The sequence below is a fragment of the Micromonospora sp. NPDC050784 genome, from assembly GCF_044456765.1.
GTDB classification, from domain to species: Bacteria; Actinomycetota; Actinomycetes; order Mycobacteriales; family Micromonosporaceae; genus Micromonospora; species Micromonospora foliorum.
Window position 1 is genome coordinate 60,623 of sequence record NZ_JBITGG010000015.1, and the last position, 14,781, is coordinate 75,403.

19 protein-coding genes are annotated in these 14,781 nt (G+C 73.8%); 17 read left to right on the top strand and 2 right to left on the bottom strand.

Annotation, left to right across the window (positions count from 1 at the left end):
• Positions 1-25 precede the first annotated feature (25 nt).
• From lspA to ACIBD9_RS20870, 5 genes are all read left to right on the top strand, one after another.
• Entirely contained in the window at positions 26-640 is a 615-nt protein-coding gene (gene lspA / locus ACIBD9_RS20850; RefSeq protein ID WP_396719902.1) for a signal peptidase II, read from the top strand.
• Positions 637-1,581 (top strand): RluA family pseudouridine synthase, encoded by a 945-nt coding sequence (locus ACIBD9_RS20855; protein ID WP_124854348.1) that lies wholly within the window; start codon positions 637-639, stop codon positions 1,579-1,581. Before lspA ends, ACIBD9_RS20855 begins: the two co-directional genes overlap by 4 nt.
• A gap of 42 nt (positions 1,582-1,623) precedes the next feature.
• Positions 1,624-2,655, top strand: coding sequence for a hypothetical protein (locus ACIBD9_RS20860; RefSeq protein ID WP_396719904.1), 1,032 nt, complete (start codon positions 1,624-1,626; stop codon positions 2,653-2,655).
• A gap of 74 nt (positions 2,656-2,729) precedes the next feature.
• On the top strand, positions 2,730-4,463 hold the full coding sequence (locus tag ACIBD9_RS20865) for an AAA family ATPase (RefSeq protein WP_396719906.1): 1,734 nt from the start codon (positions 2,730-2,732) through the stop codon (positions 4,461-4,463).
• Positions 4,464-4,519: 56 nt separating this feature from the next.
• Positions 4,520-5,344 (top strand): DUF2567 domain-containing protein, encoded by an 825-nt coding sequence (locus tag ACIBD9_RS20870; RefSeq protein ID WP_396719908.1) that lies wholly within the window; start codon positions 4,520-4,522, stop codon positions 5,342-5,344.
• Here the strand turns inward: ACIBD9_RS20870 and ACIBD9_RS20875 are convergent.
• Positions 5,259-5,963, bottom strand: coding sequence for an LON peptidase substrate-binding domain-containing protein (locus ACIBD9_RS20875; protein WP_396719910.1), 705 nt, complete (start codon positions 5,961-5,963; stop codon positions 5,259-5,261). The two genes, ACIBD9_RS20870 and ACIBD9_RS20875, sit on opposite strands and share 86 nt — an antisense overlap.
• A 106-nt stretch (positions 5,964-6,069) precedes the next feature.
• Between ACIBD9_RS20875 and hisD the strand changes: the two genes are divergently transcribed.
• The 12 genes from hisD to hisF all read left to right on the top strand — a co-directional run bounded on the left by hisD (position 6,070) and on the right by hisF (position 14,278).
• Positions 6,070-7,392: a histidinol dehydrogenase gene (hisD, locus tag ACIBD9_RS20880; RefSeq protein WP_396719912.1), complete on the top strand. Its 1,323-nt coding sequence runs from the start codon at positions 6,070-6,072 to the stop codon at positions 7,390-7,392.
• Entirely contained in the window at positions 7,389-8,462 is a 1,074-nt protein-coding gene (locus tag ACIBD9_RS20885) for a histidinol-phosphate transaminase (protein WP_396719914.1), read from the top strand. Before hisD ends, ACIBD9_RS20885 begins: the two co-directional genes overlap by 4 nt.
• A complete protein-coding gene (gene hisB, locus ACIBD9_RS20890; RefSeq protein ID WP_396719916.1) occupies positions 8,459-9,070 on the top strand; it encodes an imidazoleglycerol-phosphate dehydratase HisB in 612 nt (203 codons plus the stop codon). Before ACIBD9_RS20885 ends, hisB begins: the two co-directional genes overlap by 4 nt.
• Positions 9,071-9,128: 58 nt before the next feature.
• Entirely contained in the window at positions 9,129-9,299 is a 171-nt protein-coding gene (locus ACIBD9_RS20895) for a hypothetical protein (protein WP_354945317.1), read from the top strand.
• Between the two features lie 13 nt (positions 9,300-9,312).
• The gene (gene hisH, locus ACIBD9_RS20900; protein WP_396719918.1) at positions 9,313-9,945 is read left to right on the top strand and encodes an imidazole glycerol phosphate synthase subunit HisH; all 633 of its coding nucleotides are present in this window, start codon (positions 9,313-9,315) and stop codon (positions 9,943-9,945) included.
• A gap of 36 nt (positions 9,946-9,981) precedes the next feature.
• Entirely contained in the window at positions 9,982-10,305 is a 324-nt protein-coding gene (locus ACIBD9_RS20905) for a hypothetical protein (RefSeq protein ID WP_355423004.1), read from the top strand.
• A gap of 14 nt (positions 10,306-10,319) precedes the next feature.
• The gene (gene priA, locus ACIBD9_RS20910) at positions 10,320-11,045 is read left to right on the top strand and encodes a bifunctional 1-(5-phosphoribosyl)-5-((5-phosphoribosylamino)methylideneamino)imidazole-4-carboxamide isomerase/phosphoribosylanthranilate isomerase PriA (RefSeq protein WP_238661682.1); all 726 of its coding nucleotides are present in this window, start codon (positions 10,320-10,322) and stop codon (positions 11,043-11,045) included.
• On the top strand, positions 11,042-11,431 hold the full coding sequence (locus ACIBD9_RS20915) for a RidA family protein (protein ID WP_396719921.1): 390 nt from the start codon (positions 11,042-11,044) through the stop codon (positions 11,429-11,431). The genes priA and ACIBD9_RS20915 overlap by 4 nt, the downstream gene beginning before the upstream one ends.
• An 80-nt stretch (positions 11,432-11,511) precedes the next feature.
• Positions 11,512-11,958 (top strand): MarR family transcriptional regulator, encoded by a 447-nt coding sequence (locus tag ACIBD9_RS20920; RefSeq protein WP_238661684.1) that lies wholly within the window; start codon positions 11,512-11,514, stop codon positions 11,956-11,958.
• A gap of 5 nt (positions 11,959-11,963) precedes the next feature.
• The gene (locus ACIBD9_RS20925; protein ID WP_396720107.1) at positions 11,964-12,395 is read left to right on the top strand and encodes an organic hydroperoxide resistance protein; all 432 of its coding nucleotides are present in this window, start codon (positions 11,964-11,966) and stop codon (positions 12,393-12,395) included.
• A gap of 46 nt (positions 12,396-12,441) precedes the next feature.
• Positions 12,442-13,437: an NADP-dependent oxidoreductase gene (locus tag ACIBD9_RS20930; protein ID WP_396719923.1), complete on the top strand. Its 996-nt coding sequence runs from the start codon at positions 12,442-12,444 to the stop codon at positions 13,435-13,437.
• Between the two features lie 73 nt (positions 13,438-13,510).
• The gene (hisF, locus tag ACIBD9_RS20935) at positions 13,511-14,278 is read left to right on the top strand and encodes an imidazole glycerol phosphate synthase subunit HisF (protein WP_396719925.1); all 768 of its coding nucleotides are present in this window, start codon (positions 13,511-13,513) and stop codon (positions 14,276-14,278) included.
• A 5-nt stretch (positions 14,279-14,283) separates the two neighbouring features.
• Here the strand turns inward: hisF and ACIBD9_RS20940 are convergent, their stop codons facing one another.
• The gene (locus ACIBD9_RS20940; RefSeq protein ID WP_091407765.1) at positions 14,284-14,745 is read right to left on the bottom strand and encodes a hypothetical protein; all 462 of its coding nucleotides are present in this window, start codon (positions 14,743-14,745) and stop codon (positions 14,284-14,286) included.
• Positions 14,746-14,781: the final 36 nt, after the last annotated feature.

Below are 14,781 nucleotides of genomic sequence, written 5' to 3' on the forward strand. Positions count from 1 at the left end.
CGCCAAGACTGTCGATGGGGAGCGAATGACCGCAGTACCGTCCGCCGAACCCGGCCGCACCGACCCGGGCGGCGGCACCCGCCGGCCCCGGGCCGTCGCGATTCTCGCCGGAGTCGCCCTGGTGGCCCTGCTGGCCGACCTGGTCACCAAGCACCTCGCGCTGGCCGCGCTGACCGACCGGGAGCCGGTCCGCCTGCTCGGCGGGTTCGTCTACCTGAGCCTGACCCGCAACAGCGGCGCGGCCTGGAGCATCGGCTCCGACCACACCTGGGTCTTCCCGCTGATCACCATCGGTGTGGTCGGCTGGATCGTCTGGATGGCACTGCGCCTGCGCTCGCTGCCCTGGGCGATCTCCCTCGGCCTGGTGCTCGGTGGCGCGTTGGGCAACCTCGTCGACCGGATCTTCCGGGCGCCGTCCCCCTTCCACGGGCACGTGGTCGACATGATCAGCCTCTTCGACCCGTACGGTCAGGTCTGGCCGGTGTTCAACCTGGCCGACAGCTCGCTGGTCTGCGGCGTGCTGCTGGCCGTCCTGTTGGAGCTGACCGGCCGCCAGCGTGACGGCCGGCGGGCGGGGCGCGACGGCGACCCGGCCACCGCGGACGCCGCACCGGGCGCCGAGCAGCGGGAGCGGGCATGACCTCCGCGTTCGCCGCTGGCGGCGACCACCGTTCCCTTCCGGTTCCGGACGGCCTCGACGGCATGCGCCTGGACCAGGCCGTGTCCCGCCTGTTCGGGCTCTCCCGCACCGCCGCCGCGGCCCTGGTCGACGCCGGAGACGCCCTGGTCGACGGCGCCGCCCGACCCAACTCGCACAAGGTCAAGGCCGGCTCCTGGCTGGACGTCACCCTGCCCGCCCCGGTCGCACCGCCGACCGTGGTGCCGCAGGCGGTGCCCGGCCTGCGGGTGGTCTACGCCGACGACGACATCGTCGTGGTCGACAAGCCGGTGGGGGTGGCCGCGCACCCCAGCCCCGGGTGGACCGGGCCGACGGTGATCGGCGCGCTCGCCGCGATCGGGCACCGCATCTCCACCAGCGGCGCCGCCGAGCGCCAGGGCGTGGTGCACCGGCTCGACGTGGGCACCACCGGGATCATGGTGGTGGCCAAGAGCGAGCAGGCGTACACGGCGTTGAAGCGGGCCTTCAAGTACCGCGAGGTCGACAAGGGCTACCACGCGGTGGTGCAGGGCCACCTGGACCCGCTGCGGGGCACCGTCGACGCGCCGATCGACAGACACCCCACCCACGACTACCGCTGGGCGGTGGTCTCCGGCGGCAAGCCGAGCATCACCCACTACGACACGCTGGAGGCGTTCCCGGCGGCGAGTCTGGTCGACGTCCGGCTGGAGACCGGCCGGACCCACCAGATCCGGGTGCACTTCTCCACCCTGCGGCACCCCTGCGTGGGTGACCTCACCTACGGGGCCGATCCCACCCTCTCGGCCCGTCTCGGCCTGGCCCGACAGTGGCTGCACGCCCGCGAACTGAGCTTTTTGCACCCCCGAACGGGGGACGAGGTCCGGTTCGTCAGCGACTACCCTGACGACCTGGACCGTGCGCTCCAGATCCTGCGTGACTGAGCGGCGACCGCCCGACACCGATCCACAGAGGGGATCCCGCCCGTGCGCGCCGGCAACCTGCTGCGGCAGCTGGACCAACGGCTGCTGCCGCCGCTGACCCGGGCCGTGGCCCGGCTGGGCGACCGGTCGCCGCGCTCCGGCGTGCTCAGCTGGGCCGCGGTGCTCTCCGCGGCGGCGGTGTTGGGCACCGCCGTCTGGGCGGTCGACGACACTCCGGTCGGCGACCGGACGGTCGGCGAGGTGACCCGGGTCGGCGTTGCCGACGGCGACTCCGTCCCCGGCTACCTGCGGTCGGCCGCGGCCGACCTGGCCGCGCTGCCCGCGTCCGCCCCGGCCGCCGAGGGCGGGACGTACGCGCTGGTGACGCTCGACGCGTACCTGCCACCGCAGCGGCTGGCGACGGTGCTCGGCGACGTCGGGGTCTCGACCGTCTTCGGGCGGGTTCCGCTGCCCGGTCGGCAGACCGAGATCGTCAAGATCCCCGCGCTGCGGGTGCCCGACGACGTGGTCGCCGGTATGGCACAGGTGGCGGCCCGCAAGGAGGCCGAGGCCGCCGACTACCGGGCCCGGGCCGCCGCGGTCGACGGCGACGGGGTGGGCGAGCGGGAGCTGCGGGAACAGTACGCCAGCGGCGCCGAGGTGGCCGCCGCCGAGGCGGTCGCGTACGGCACCGGCTGCGCCTGCGTCTACGCGGCGGTGGTTCGCGCGACACCGGTGGCGCTGCGCGGGGTCGCGGCACGGCCGGATGTGCGGGCGGTCGACCCCGCCCCCGAGGTGTACCGACTGGACCGCACGGTCTTCACGCCGCCCCTGCCCGAGCAGCGTGACGTGGTGCGTCCGCCGGCCGACACCGGGCCGAGTCCAGCGCCGATCCCGGCCGAGCTGCCGGCGCCGGCCAACAGCGCGGCGGCGCCCTCGACCCCCGTGGGCGAATCGTCGGAACCCGCACCGGTCGTGACGATTCCGTCACCCGAACCGTCGGAGCCGGAGCCCGCCGAGTCGACGCCGTCGAGCGTCACCACCTCGCCGGACGCCGCCGTCGCCGAGCAGTCGTCGCCGCCGCCGTCGTCGTGATCTGGGTCGGCTGGTGTGCGTTCTGAGGTGTGGTCCGAATAGGGTTGGGTTCGTAGCCTGTCAGACAGAGATCGATGGCGCTGGGAGGGCGGGCCGTGGAGGGCAGTGAGACCGGCTGGGGCCGGCCGGCCGAACCAGCGCCGCGGTGGCGCGCGTTGTTGGACCGTGCCCGGCTGGGCGGTCGCGGCGCGGAACAGACCGAGCCGGAACGGCGCGGCGAGGAGCCGTCGCCGGACCCGCTGCCACGGCGTGCGGCCCCCAACGGCTACGCCGGGCGGGCACCCGCCATCGGGCATCCGGCCGACCTGTCGTACGGCGCGGAGCCTGGTTACCGGGCCGAGGCGACCTACCGGGTAGACCCCGCCTACCGGGCCGAGCCCACGTACCGTGCGGAGCCGGACTACCGCGCCGAGCCCGCGTACCGGACCGAGCCGGGCTATCGGGCCGAGCCGGACTACCGCGCCGAGCCGGCGTACCGGACCGAGCAGCCGGACTACCGTGCCGAGCCCGGCTACCGGGCCGAGCCGGAGCCCGGCTACCGGGCCGAGCCGGGCTATCGGGCCGAGCCGGGCTATCGGGCGGAGCCGGGCTATCGGGCCGAGCCGGACTACCGCGCCACGCCGGGCTACCGGGCCGAACCGGACTACCGGGCCGAGCCGACGTACCGGGCCGAGCCCGAGCCGCCGTCGCGCGGCCCCGACCCGGTCCCGTCGCGCTACGCCTTGCTGGACAACGGCTACCGGGCGGGCGACCCGCCGGTGGAGTCGCGGTACGCCCTGCTGGAGACCGGCTACCAGCCGGAGACCGGCTACCCGGCGACCGTGCCGCCGCCCCCACCGATCGCCGCCGCGCCGGTTGCTCCGCCGCCGGTCGCCCCACCGCCGGTCGCCGCGCCGGTCGCCCCTCCCGTCCCGCCGCCACCCGCCCCGGCGGTCGGCTCGGCGATCGCCGAACGTGCCTACCCGGCCCGGATCGAGTGGCGGCCACCGGCCGTCGACCAGGAGCAGGAGCGCGCCAACGGGGTGCTCCAACGGGACCTGGGCACGCCCCGGGTTCTCGCCTTCGCCAACCCCAAGGGCGGGGTGCACAAGACGACCGCCACCGTGCTCGCCGCGGCGACGATCGGCAGCGTCCGCGGCAAGGGCGTGCTGGCCTGGGACGACAACGAGCTGCGCGGCACCCTCGGCCTGCGCGCCGGCAGCGCCCGGCACGCCCGGACGATCCGGCACCTGATCAGCGACCTGGCCCAGATCGAGATCCTGGAGGACGCGACCCTGCTGGACCGGCTGGACGACTACCTGCGGCACGCCTCCGACGGCTCGTACGACGTGCTGGCCGGCGAGGAGAGCCCGCGCTTCGCCCAGCGACTGGACCAGTTCACCGTGCGACGGGTGCTGGAGTTGCTGCGGCGCACCCACGACGTGGTCTGCGTGGACACCGGCAACAACGTGGAGAGCCCCAACTGGCGCACGGTGATGCAGGCCGCCGACCAGCTGGTGGTGACCACCGTGCCCCGCGAGGACGCGGCGTTCAGCGCGGACTGGATGCTCGACCTGCTGCACGAGGAGGGCATGGGCGAGTTGGCGGACAACGCGATCACCCTCATCTCCTGCCCGACCCCGGGTCGCTCGGCTCTCCAGGACGACCTGGAGCGGCACTTCGCCACCCGTACCCGAGGCGTGGCCGTCGTGCCGTACGACCCGGCTCTGGAGACCGGGTCGTCGATCGAGTACCACCAGCTCCAGCCGGAGACCCGGCAGGCGTGGCTGCGGGCCGCCGCGATGATGGTGGAGCCGTTCGCCCGGTGAGCTGGTCTGCCGCCACCGGAGCCCCGGCCTCGCACCGGGCCTGAGAGGATCATCGGGTGAGCCCGGACAACCCCGACCCTGAGCGGCCCGTCGACGAGGCCGACCAACCCGCGCCACCCCGCACGCCGGACGCGAAACCGCCGGCGGTCGACCCGTCGGACGCGCCGGACGGGTTCGGCCCGAGCCAGCTGCCGGCCTCGGCGGCGTACCAGAGCTCGCTGGAGCTTCGGTTCGACGAACCGCGCCGTCCGCTGCGTGCCGTGGCGACGGTGCTGGGCGCCGTGCTCGCGCTGGCCGCGCTGGGTGTCCCGCTCGGGCTGCTCTGGGCCGCGCTCGCGCCGGACACTCCGGTGCTCAAGACCGCCGAGGGGGCGATCTACGCCGAGCCGCAACCGGAGCAGCCGATCGCCGCCGACGGCTGGTTCAGCCTGCTCGGGCTCGCCTTCGGGCTGCTCGTGGCGCTCGCCCTGTGGTTCGTGCTGCGTCGGCGGCGCGGCCCGGTCGGGCTGCTCGCCGCCGTGCTCGGCGCTCTGGCCGCCGCGCCGGTGGCCTGGCAGGTGGGGCGACGGATCGGCCTGGCCACCTTCGACCGGTTGCTGGCGACCGCCCCGGCCGGGCAGGCCTTCAGCAAACCCGCCGACCTGCGCGCCGGTGGGGTGGACTGGCTGCTCGGCGTGCTGCCGGTGCCGCACGGCAACCTGCTGCTGCCGGCGTTCGGGGCGGCGGTCATGTACACCCTGTTGGCCGGCTGGTCGCGGTGGCCGGGGCTGCGCCCGGAGCCCGAACCGGGGGAGTTCAGTTGGGTGTCGGCGGGGACGCCAGCTCCGCCAGCGGAACCGGAACCGCCCGCACCTGACGCAGCAGAGCCGCCTCGCGGTTGAGCAACCGCAGCTCGGCGCGGAGCCGGGAGGCGGTGTCGTCGATCGCCAGCAGCCGCTGCCGGTCGTCGACGGTCAGCGCCGCGGTCGCCGCCACCAGGTGCGAGAGCACCGTCGGGTCCTCCGGCAACTGCTCGGAGATCTCCTCCGGGTCGGAGCGGATCAGGCCGAGGTACTGCCGGAACACCGCGATCACCCGGGCGGCCAGCAGGTCGGCCACCTCGTCCGGGCCGCCCGGGTCGGGCAGCCACTCGACGTCGGCGGTGAGGTAGGGCTCGGCGCTGTCGTCGACCTCGGCGATCCGGAACCGGCGGCGGCCGACCGTGACGATGTCGAAACCGCCATCGGCCAACTCGGTCACCTGGCGCAGCTCGGCGGTGCAGCCCACCTCGTGCAGCGTCACCTCGCCGACGCCCGGCATCGCCCGGCCCCCGGGACCGGCGGGCGAGACCTCCCAGCCGGCCTGGATGGCCACCACGCCGAACTCACGCGGGGCACCCTCGGGCAGGTCGACCAGGTGTCGGACCAGCGCCCGGTAGCGCTCCTCGAAGATGTGCAACGGCAGCACCAACCCGGGAAAGAGCACCGTTGCGAGCGGGAACACCGGCAGCCGTGCGGTCACATGGTCGAGCCTAACCAATCTCGCCCTCCGGGGCGTGGCCCGGCTCACCGTCCCGGCGGACGGGCGGCTCGGGTGGACGTCGGGCCGGCCGCCTAGACTCGCAAGAGTGCTGAATCGGATCGACCTGCGCGACGGTCTCGGTGACCCGCGCCGCCTGCTGCCCCGTGCCCAGCTCGACGTGTCCGTCGCCGTCGAGCGCATCCGGCCCCTGGTGGAGGCGGTCCGTGAGCATGGGTACCCGGCGATCCGGGAGGCGAGCGAACGGTTCGACGGCATCTCCCCGGAGGTGCTGCGGGTGCCGGTCGAGGCGATCACCGAGGCCGAAGGGGTGCTCGACCCGGCGGTGCGCGCCGCGCTGCTGGAGTCCATCGCCCGGGCCCGTCGGGTGCACGCCGACCAGCGGCGCACCGACCACACCACGAAGGTGGTGCCCGGCGGCACGGTCACCGAGCGGTGGCTGCCGGTCGACCGGGTCGGCCTCTACGTGCCCGGTGGCCTGGCGATGTACCCGTCGACAGTGGTGATGAACGTGGTGCCCGCCCAGGCGGCCGGGGTGCGCTCGCTGGTGGTGGTCAGCCCGCCGCAGAAGGACAACGGGGGCCTGCCCGACCCCCGGGTGCTCGCCGCGTGCGCGCTGCTCGGCGTCGACGAGGTGTACGCCGTGGGCGGGGCCCAGGCGGTGGCGATGCTGGCGTACGGCGCGGCGGTGGACCCGGCGGGTGAGTTGCGCTGCGACCCCGTCGACCTGATCACCGGCCCCGGCAACATCTGGGTGACCGCCGCCAAGCGGCTGTTGCGCGGCGTGGTCGGCATCGACGCCGAGGCCGGGCCGACCGAGATCGCCATCCTGGCCGACGACACGGCCGACCCGGCGCACGTGGCCGCCGACCTGATCAGTCAGGCCGAGCACGACCCGCTCGCCGCGAGCGTGCTGGTCACCCCGTCGGTGGCGTTGGTCGAGGCGGTCGAGGCGGAGCTGGCCCGGCAGGTGCCGGCGACCAAGCACACCGAGCGGGTCACCACGGCGCTGACCGGTGAGCAGAGCGGTGTGGTCCTGGTCGACGACCTCGAGGCGGGGCTGCGGGTCGTCGACGCGTACGCGGCGGAGCACCTGGAGATCCAGACGGTCGACGCCCGGGAGTGGGCGCTGCGGGTCCGCAACGCCGGGGCGATCTTCGTGGGCGCCTGGTCGCCGGTGTCGCTCGGCGACTACTGCGCCGGCTCCAACCACGTGCTGCCCACCGGCGGTTGTTCCCGGCACTCCTCGGGCCTGTCCGTGCAGTCCTTCCTGCGCGGCGTGCACCTGATCGAATACACCGAGGCCGCGCTGCGCGACGTGGCCCCGCACGTGGTCACCCTGGCCAACGTGGAGGACCTGCCCGCGCACGGCCAGGCGGTCCAGGCCCGCTTTCCGGGAGCTTCGGCGTGACCAGCCTGGACGATCTGCCGATCCGGGCCGACCTGCGCGGGCTGTCGCCGTACGGGGCGCCGCAGCTGGACGTGCCGGTGCGGCTCAACACCAACGAGAACTCCCACCCGGTGCCGGAGCCGGTGGCCGAGGCGATCGGCAAGGCGCTCGCGGCCGAGCTGCGCGAGCTGAACCGCTACCCGGACCGGGACGCGGTGGCGCTCCGCGCCGACCTGGCCGAATATCTCGGGCACGGGCTCACCGTCGAGCAGGTGTGGGCGGCCAACGGCTCCAACGAGATCCAGCAGCAGCTGTTGCAGGCGTTCGGCGGGCCGGGGCGCAGCGCGCTCGGCTTCGTTCCGGCGTACTCGATGCACCCGCTGCTGGCCCTCGGCACCGGCACCCGGTGGGTGCCCGCCGCGCGCGGCGTCGACTTCGGGTTGACCGCCGAGGAGGCGGTCGCCCAGGTCCGCGAGCACCGGCCGGACGTGGTCTTCCTCTGCTCACCGAACAACCCCACCGGCACCGCACTGGACCCGGCGGTGATCGCCGCGGTGCTCGACGTCGCGCCCGGCATGGTGGTCGTCGACGAGGCGTACGCCGAGTTCGCCCGACCCGGGACGGTCAGCGCTCTGGCGGTGCTGCCCGGCCACCCGCGGCTGGTGGTCACCCGGACGATGAGCAAGGCGTTCGGCTTCGCCGGCGGCCGGCTGGGTTACCTGGCCGCCGACCCGGCGGTGGTCCGGGCGGTGCAGCTCGTCCGTTTGCCGTACCATCTCTCCGCGCTCACCCAGGCCGCCGCACGAGCGGCGGTGGCTCACCGCGATGCCCTTCTCGGTACGGTGAGCGCGATCATGGTGCAGCGGGACCGGATCGTGGCGACGCTGCGCGAGCGGGGGTTGCGGGTCGCCGACAGCGACGCGAACTTCGTGCTCTTCGAGGTGGGCGGCGACCAGACCATCGTCTGGAACGCCCTGCTGGCGCAGGGGGTGCTGGTCCGTGACGTCGGCCTGCCCGGCTGGCTGCGGGTGACCGCCGGCACCGCCGCCGAGACCGACGCCTTCCTTTCTGCAATGGAGACTTCGCAATGAGTCGGACCGCCCGGGTGGAGCGGATCACCAAGGAGACCAAGGTCCTCGTCGAGATGGATCTCGACGGCACCGGCGCCGCCGAGATCAGCACCGGCGTCGGCTTCTACGACCACATGCTGCACCAGATCGCCCGGCACGGCGGCTTCGACCTGACCGTGCGCACCGTGGGTGACCTGGAGATCGACGCGCACCACACGATCGAGGACACCGCGCTCGCCCTGGGCGCGGCGTTCGACCAGGCGCTGGGCGACAAGGCAGGCATCCGGCGGTACGGCTCGGCGACCGTGCCGATGGACGAGGTGCTGGTCCGGGCCGCGGTGGACCTCTCCGGTCGGCCGTACGTGGTGCACGACGAGCCGGTGCTCGCGCCGTACATCGGGCCGGTGTACGCGACAAGCATGACCCGGCACATCTGGGAGTCCTTCGGCCAGGCGGCCAGGGTCACGCTGCACGTCGACGTGCTGCGGGCGGCCCGTCCGGGTGGCCACCCGGACGCGCACCACGTTGTGGAGGCGCAGTTCAAGGCGGTCTCCCGCGCGTTGCGCGAGGCCACCTCGATCGACCCGCGTTCCGCTGGCGCGATCCCGAGCACGAAGGGCGCGCTCTGATGAGCGCGAGGGGTGCAGCGCAGCGGAGCCCCGCAGTCGCGATGGGAAGGCTGCTCTGATGGGTGCTGCGTTGCCGACGTTGTTGCTGATCCTGGCCGGGGTGCTGGTGGGTGGCACCTGGTCGCTCTACCGGCAGGGCGCGCCGAAGGCCGCCGTGCTGATCACCGCGGCGCTCGCGGTGCTCGCCACGGTCGCCGGGGTGCTGCGGCTGCTGCCGGATAACGGGTGATCGGGGTGACGACATGAGTCACGTGGTGGTGCTCGACTACGGCTCGGGCAACCTGCGCTCGGCGGAGCGGGCGCTGGCCGCCGCCGGAGCGGACGTGCGGGTGACCGACGACCTGGCCGCGGCGGCTGCCGCCGACGGTCTGGTGGTGCCGGGTGTGGGCGCGTACGCGGCCTGCATGGCGGGGATCGAGGCGCTGGGCGCCGGCCCGGTGATCGCCGAACGGGTGGCTGCCGGCCGACCGGTGCTCGGCATCTGCGTGGGCATGCAGGTGCTCTTCGAGCACGGCGACGAGCACGGCGTGGTGACCAAGGGGCTGGGGCTGCTGCCCGGCGGGGTGACCCGGCTGGCCGCCACCCGGCTGCCGCACATGGGCTGGAACACGGTCCGGGCGCCCCGGGGATCGGTGCTGTTCGCCGGGTTGCCGGAGCAGAGCCGGTTCTACTTCGTCCACTCGTACGCGATGGGTGACCCGGCGGCGCTGGCCGCTGCCGGTGCCACGGTGACCACCGCCCACCACGATACGGATTTCGTCGCGGCGGTGGAGCGTGGCTCGTTGTCGGCGGCCCAGTTCCACCCGGAGAAGTCCGCCGACACCGGTGCCGCGTTGCTGCGCAACTGGCTCGCCACGTTGCCCAGCGGTGGCTGAGCGCCGTCGCGCGGTGCCCGGCCGGCGGGCGTCGCGGTGAGCCGGGAGCGCGCCCGCCGACGGGCGGAGCGGGAGGCGGAGCAGGCCCGGGAGCGGGCGGTCCGGCAGCGCCAGGTCGCTCGCCGGCAGCGCCGTCGCGCGGTGGTCCGCGGGTTGACGCCGCGGTTGCGGCGGGGTCGCTCCGGGCGGCTGGCTCGGCACACCCGGGGTGAGCGGGCCGCGATCGTGCTGCTCACCGGGGCGGCGTTGATCCTGATCTGGACGTTCGTCGACAACCTGGCGCTGCGTATCGCGCTGATCGTGCTTTTGCTGCTCGTACTGCCGGCGATCGTCGTGATCGCCCTGGACCGTCGTACCTGATCGAGGAGAAGACCTTGAGCCTCACCCTGTTACCCGCCGTGGATGTCGCCGACGGCCGGGCCGTCCGGCTCGTGCAGGGCGCCGTCGGAAGCGAGAGCATCTACGGCGAGCCGCTGGACGCGGCGCTGGCCTGGCAGCAGGACGGCGCCGAGTGGATCCACCTGGTCGACCTGGACGCGGCGTTCGGTCGGGGCACCAACGCGCACCTGCTCGCGGAGGTGGTGCGCCAGTTGGACGTGAAGGTGGAGCTCTCCGGGGGCATCCGTGATGACGAGTCGCTGCGCGCGGCGCTGGGCACCGGGGCGGCCCGGGTGAACATCGGGACGGCCGCCCTGGAGGACCCGGTCTGGTGTGACCGGGTGGTGGCGGAGTACGGCGACCGGGTGGCCATCGGGCTGGACGTGCGGGGGCACACCCTGTCGGCGCGGGGTTGGACCCGCGACGGCGGTGACCTGTACGAGGTGCTGGAGCGGCTGGACAAGGCGGGCGCGAGCCGGTACGTGGTCACCGACATCACCAAGGACGGCACGATGCGCGGGCCGAACCTGGATCTGCTGCGCGAGGTGTGTGCCCGTACCGACCGGCCGGTGATCGCCTCCGGTGGGGTGTCCACGCTGGACGACCTGCGGGCGTTGGCGACCCTGGAGTCGGCCGGGGTGGAGGGCGTGATCGCCGGCAAGGCGCTCTACGCGGGTGCCTTCACGGTGGCCGAGGCGCTGCGGACGCTGGCCGAGGCGTGACGACGACCCGGCTGGGGTCGGGTGGCCCGTGGGAGCAGCGTTACGGATACTCCCGGGTGGTTCGGGCTGGTGAGCGGGCCTGGACGGCCGGTTGCACGGCGACGGTGGGCGGCCGGGTGGTGCACGTCGGTGACGCGGCGGCGCAGACCGCGCAGGCGCTGCGGATCGGCCTGGCCGCGCTCGCCGAGGTGGGTGCGGAGCCGGGCGACGTGGTCCGGACCAGGATGTACGTGACGGACCGGTTGCACGCCGACGAGGTGGGCCGGGCGCACAACGCGGTCTTCGGTGCGGTCCGGCCGGCGGCGACCCTGGTGGTGGTGGCCGGTCTGCTGGACCCGGAGCATCTGGTCGAGGTGGAGTTGGAGGCGTACCTCGGCGACCGCTGAGGTACGCGCCCGGAGGGCCTGCCGGCCGGCTCGCGGCCCGATAAGTTGTGCACAACTTAATTGTGGGCTACGGTTCAGCGGTGACCGATGACCTGGTGCTGCGCCGGCAGGTGTGCTTCGCGCTCTACGCCGCGTCGCGCGCACTGACCGACGTCTACCGGCCGATCCTCGACGAGGTCGGGTTGACCTACCCGCAGTACCTGGCGCTGCTGGTGCTCTGGGAGCGTCCCGACGACGCCCCCACGGTGTCCGAGTTGGGCGCCGAGCTGCGGCTGGACTCCGGCACGCTCTCCCCGCTGCTCAAGCGGCTGGAGGGGGCGGGCCTGGTGGTGCGCCGGCGGTCGGCCCGCGACGAACGGCGGGTCGAGGTGGGCCTCACCGAGCAGGGTCGGGCGCTGCGGGAGCGGCTCTGCGACGTCCCGCTGCGGATCGCGCAGGCCACCGGCCTGGGCTTCGGCGAGCTCGTCGCGCTGCGCGACACCCTCACCCGGGTCACCGACACCATCCACCGACAGAAGGAGCAGTGACCATCATGCAGGTGCTCTACACCGCGTCCGCGACCGCCAGCGGCGACGGCCGGGACGGCCACGTCGAGACCTCCGACGGCACGTTCGCGCTCGACCTGGCCGTGCCGAAGGAGATGGGCGGCGCCGGCGGCGGGGCCAACCCCGAGCAGCTCTTCGCCGCCGGTTACGCGGCCTGCTTCCACAGCGCGCTGCGGCTGGTGGCCCGTCGGGCCAAGGCCGACGTGACCGGTTCCGTGGTCGGCGCCGAGGTGGGCATCGGCCCGAACGGCAGCGGCGGCTTCGGGCTCGCCGTGCAACTCGTCGTCGACCTGCCCGCCGCGTCCCGCGAGGTCGCCGAGCAGATCGTCGAGCAGGCCCACCAGGTCTGCCCGTACTCCAACGCCACCCGTGGCAACGTCGACGTGACCCTGACCGTCCGCGAGACCCTGCCCGCGTGACCTCGCGGCCCCAGGCCCCACCCGCGGACGAGAGGACGACCACCCCATGACCAGCAACCGCGAGATCCACCTGGCCAGCCGCCCCCAGGGTTGGCCCACCGAAGACACCTTCCGGCTCGTCGAGACCGAGGTTCCGACGCCCGGACCGGGCCAGATCGTGGTCCGCAACCAGTACATGTCCGTCGACCCGTACATGCGCGGACGGATGAACGACGTCAAGTCGTACGTGGCGCCGTACGCGCTCGACGCGCCGCTCGACGGTGCCGCGATCGGCGAGGTGGTGGCCAGCGAGGCGGAGGGCATCGCCGTTGGGTCCACCGTCCTGCACGGGCTGGGCTGGCGGGAGTACGCGCTGCTCGACGCCGCCGCGGCCCGTCCGGTCGACCCGAGCGTCGCCCCGGTCAGCGCGTACCTGAGCGTCCTCGGCATGACCGGGTTGACCGCGTACGCCGGGCTGCTAAAGGTGGCCGCGATGAAGCCCGGCGAGACGGTCTTCGTCTCCGCCGCGGCCGGCGCGGTCGGCAGCCTGGTCGGTCAGATCGCCAAGCTCAAGGGCGCCGGCCGGGTGGTCGGCAGCGCCGGCTCGCCGGCCAAGGTCGAGCGGCTGCGGGCGCTGGGCTTCGACGCCGCCTTCGACTACCACGACGGGGTCCGCGAGTCGCTGCGGGCGGCCGCCCCGGACGGCGTCGACGTCTACTTCGACAACGTCGGCGGCGACCACCTGGAGGCGGCGATCTCGGCCATGAACCTGCACGGTCGGGTCGCCATCTGCGGCATGATCGGGCAGTACAACGCCACCGAACCACCGGCCGCTCCGCGCAACCTGGCGCTGGTCATCGGTAAGCGGCTCACCCTGCGCGGCTTCCTGGTCAACGACCACAACGACGTGCGGGCGGCGTTCGTGCGCGACGTCGCCGGCTGGCTACGGGAGGGCACGCTGTCCTACGACGAGACGATCGTGGACGGCATCGAGAACGCCCCGGAGGCGTTCATCGGCGTGCTGCGCGGCGACAACCTCGGCAAGATGCTCGTCAAGGTGTGACGTAGACCTCGTGCATGGCGGCCGACCCGATCGGGTCGGCCGCCGTCGCGCGTGTGGAGGATAGGCTCGCGGCATGACGGTGGCGGTACGGGTGATCCCCTGTCTGGACGTGGACGCCGGACGGGTGGTCAAGGGAATCAACTTCCTCGACCTGCGCGACGCCGGCGACCCGGTGGAGCTGGCCGCCGCGTACGACCGGGCCGGCGCGGACGAGCTGACCTTCCTCGACGTCACCGCGTCCTCCAGCGACCGGGGCACCATGCTCGACGTGGTGCGCCGCACCGCCGAGTCGGTGTTCATCCCGCTGACCGTCGGCGGTGGGGTCCGGCAGGTCGCCGACGTGGACACGCTCTTGCGCGCCGGGGCGGACAAGGTCGGCGTGAACACCGCCGCCATCGCCCGTCCGGAGCTGATCGCCGAGATCGCCGACCGCTTCGGCCGGCAGGTGCTCGTGCTCTCCCTCGACGTGCGTCGGTCGCCGAACGGCGGCACGCCCAGTGGCTTCGAGGTGACCACGCACGGGGGTCGGCGCGGCACCGGCATCGACGCCGTGTGGTGGGCACACCGGGGCGCCGAGCTGGGCGCGGGCGAGATCCTGCTCAACTCGATGGACGCCGACGGCACCAAGGCGGGCTTCGACCTGGAGTTGATCGCCGCGGTGCGAGCGGTGGTGGACGTGCCGGTGGTGGCAAGTGGGGGCGCCGGCGAGGTGGCCCACTTTCCGCCCGCGATCGGCGCCGGCGCGGACGCGGTGCTCGCCGCCAGCGTCTTCCACTTCGGTGAGCTGACCGTCGCCGAGGTCAAGGACGCGCTGCGCCTCGGCGGCCACCCGGTGCGCTGAGCCGGTCAGCGCTCGCCGGAGTGCCCCTCCGGTGACCGACGCGGGGTGGGGATCGAACGGACCGCGTACTCCTGGACGGCAGCCGCGTGGTCGGCCTCGTCCAGGATCCAGTCTGCGCTGCCGGGCGCGTGCCGGCGGGTCAGCACACCCTGGACGGTGTCCACCATGGTCGCCACACCCGCGCGAGGGCGGGTACGCCACAGCTGCTCACCCTCGGCGGTGATCCGGAACCAGCCGTCGGCGACGCTGACCAGCCCGGCGCCGACCAGCCGCTGCACCGCGGCCTCCACCTCGTGCCGCTGCGGGATCGCGTGGTTGAGGTGGTCGGCGGTGGAGAGCACGTCGGTCAGGCGGACGCCCTCCGGCCGTCGACTTGTCGCCGACCGACGGTGCCGTCCGGCCCCGCTCGCGATGACGAGCGACACGAAGATCCAGGCGTCGTTCCAGCGCCAACCGTTCTCCCCCATGCAGAGATGATGACGGCGCGCGTCGCGGAAGGGAAC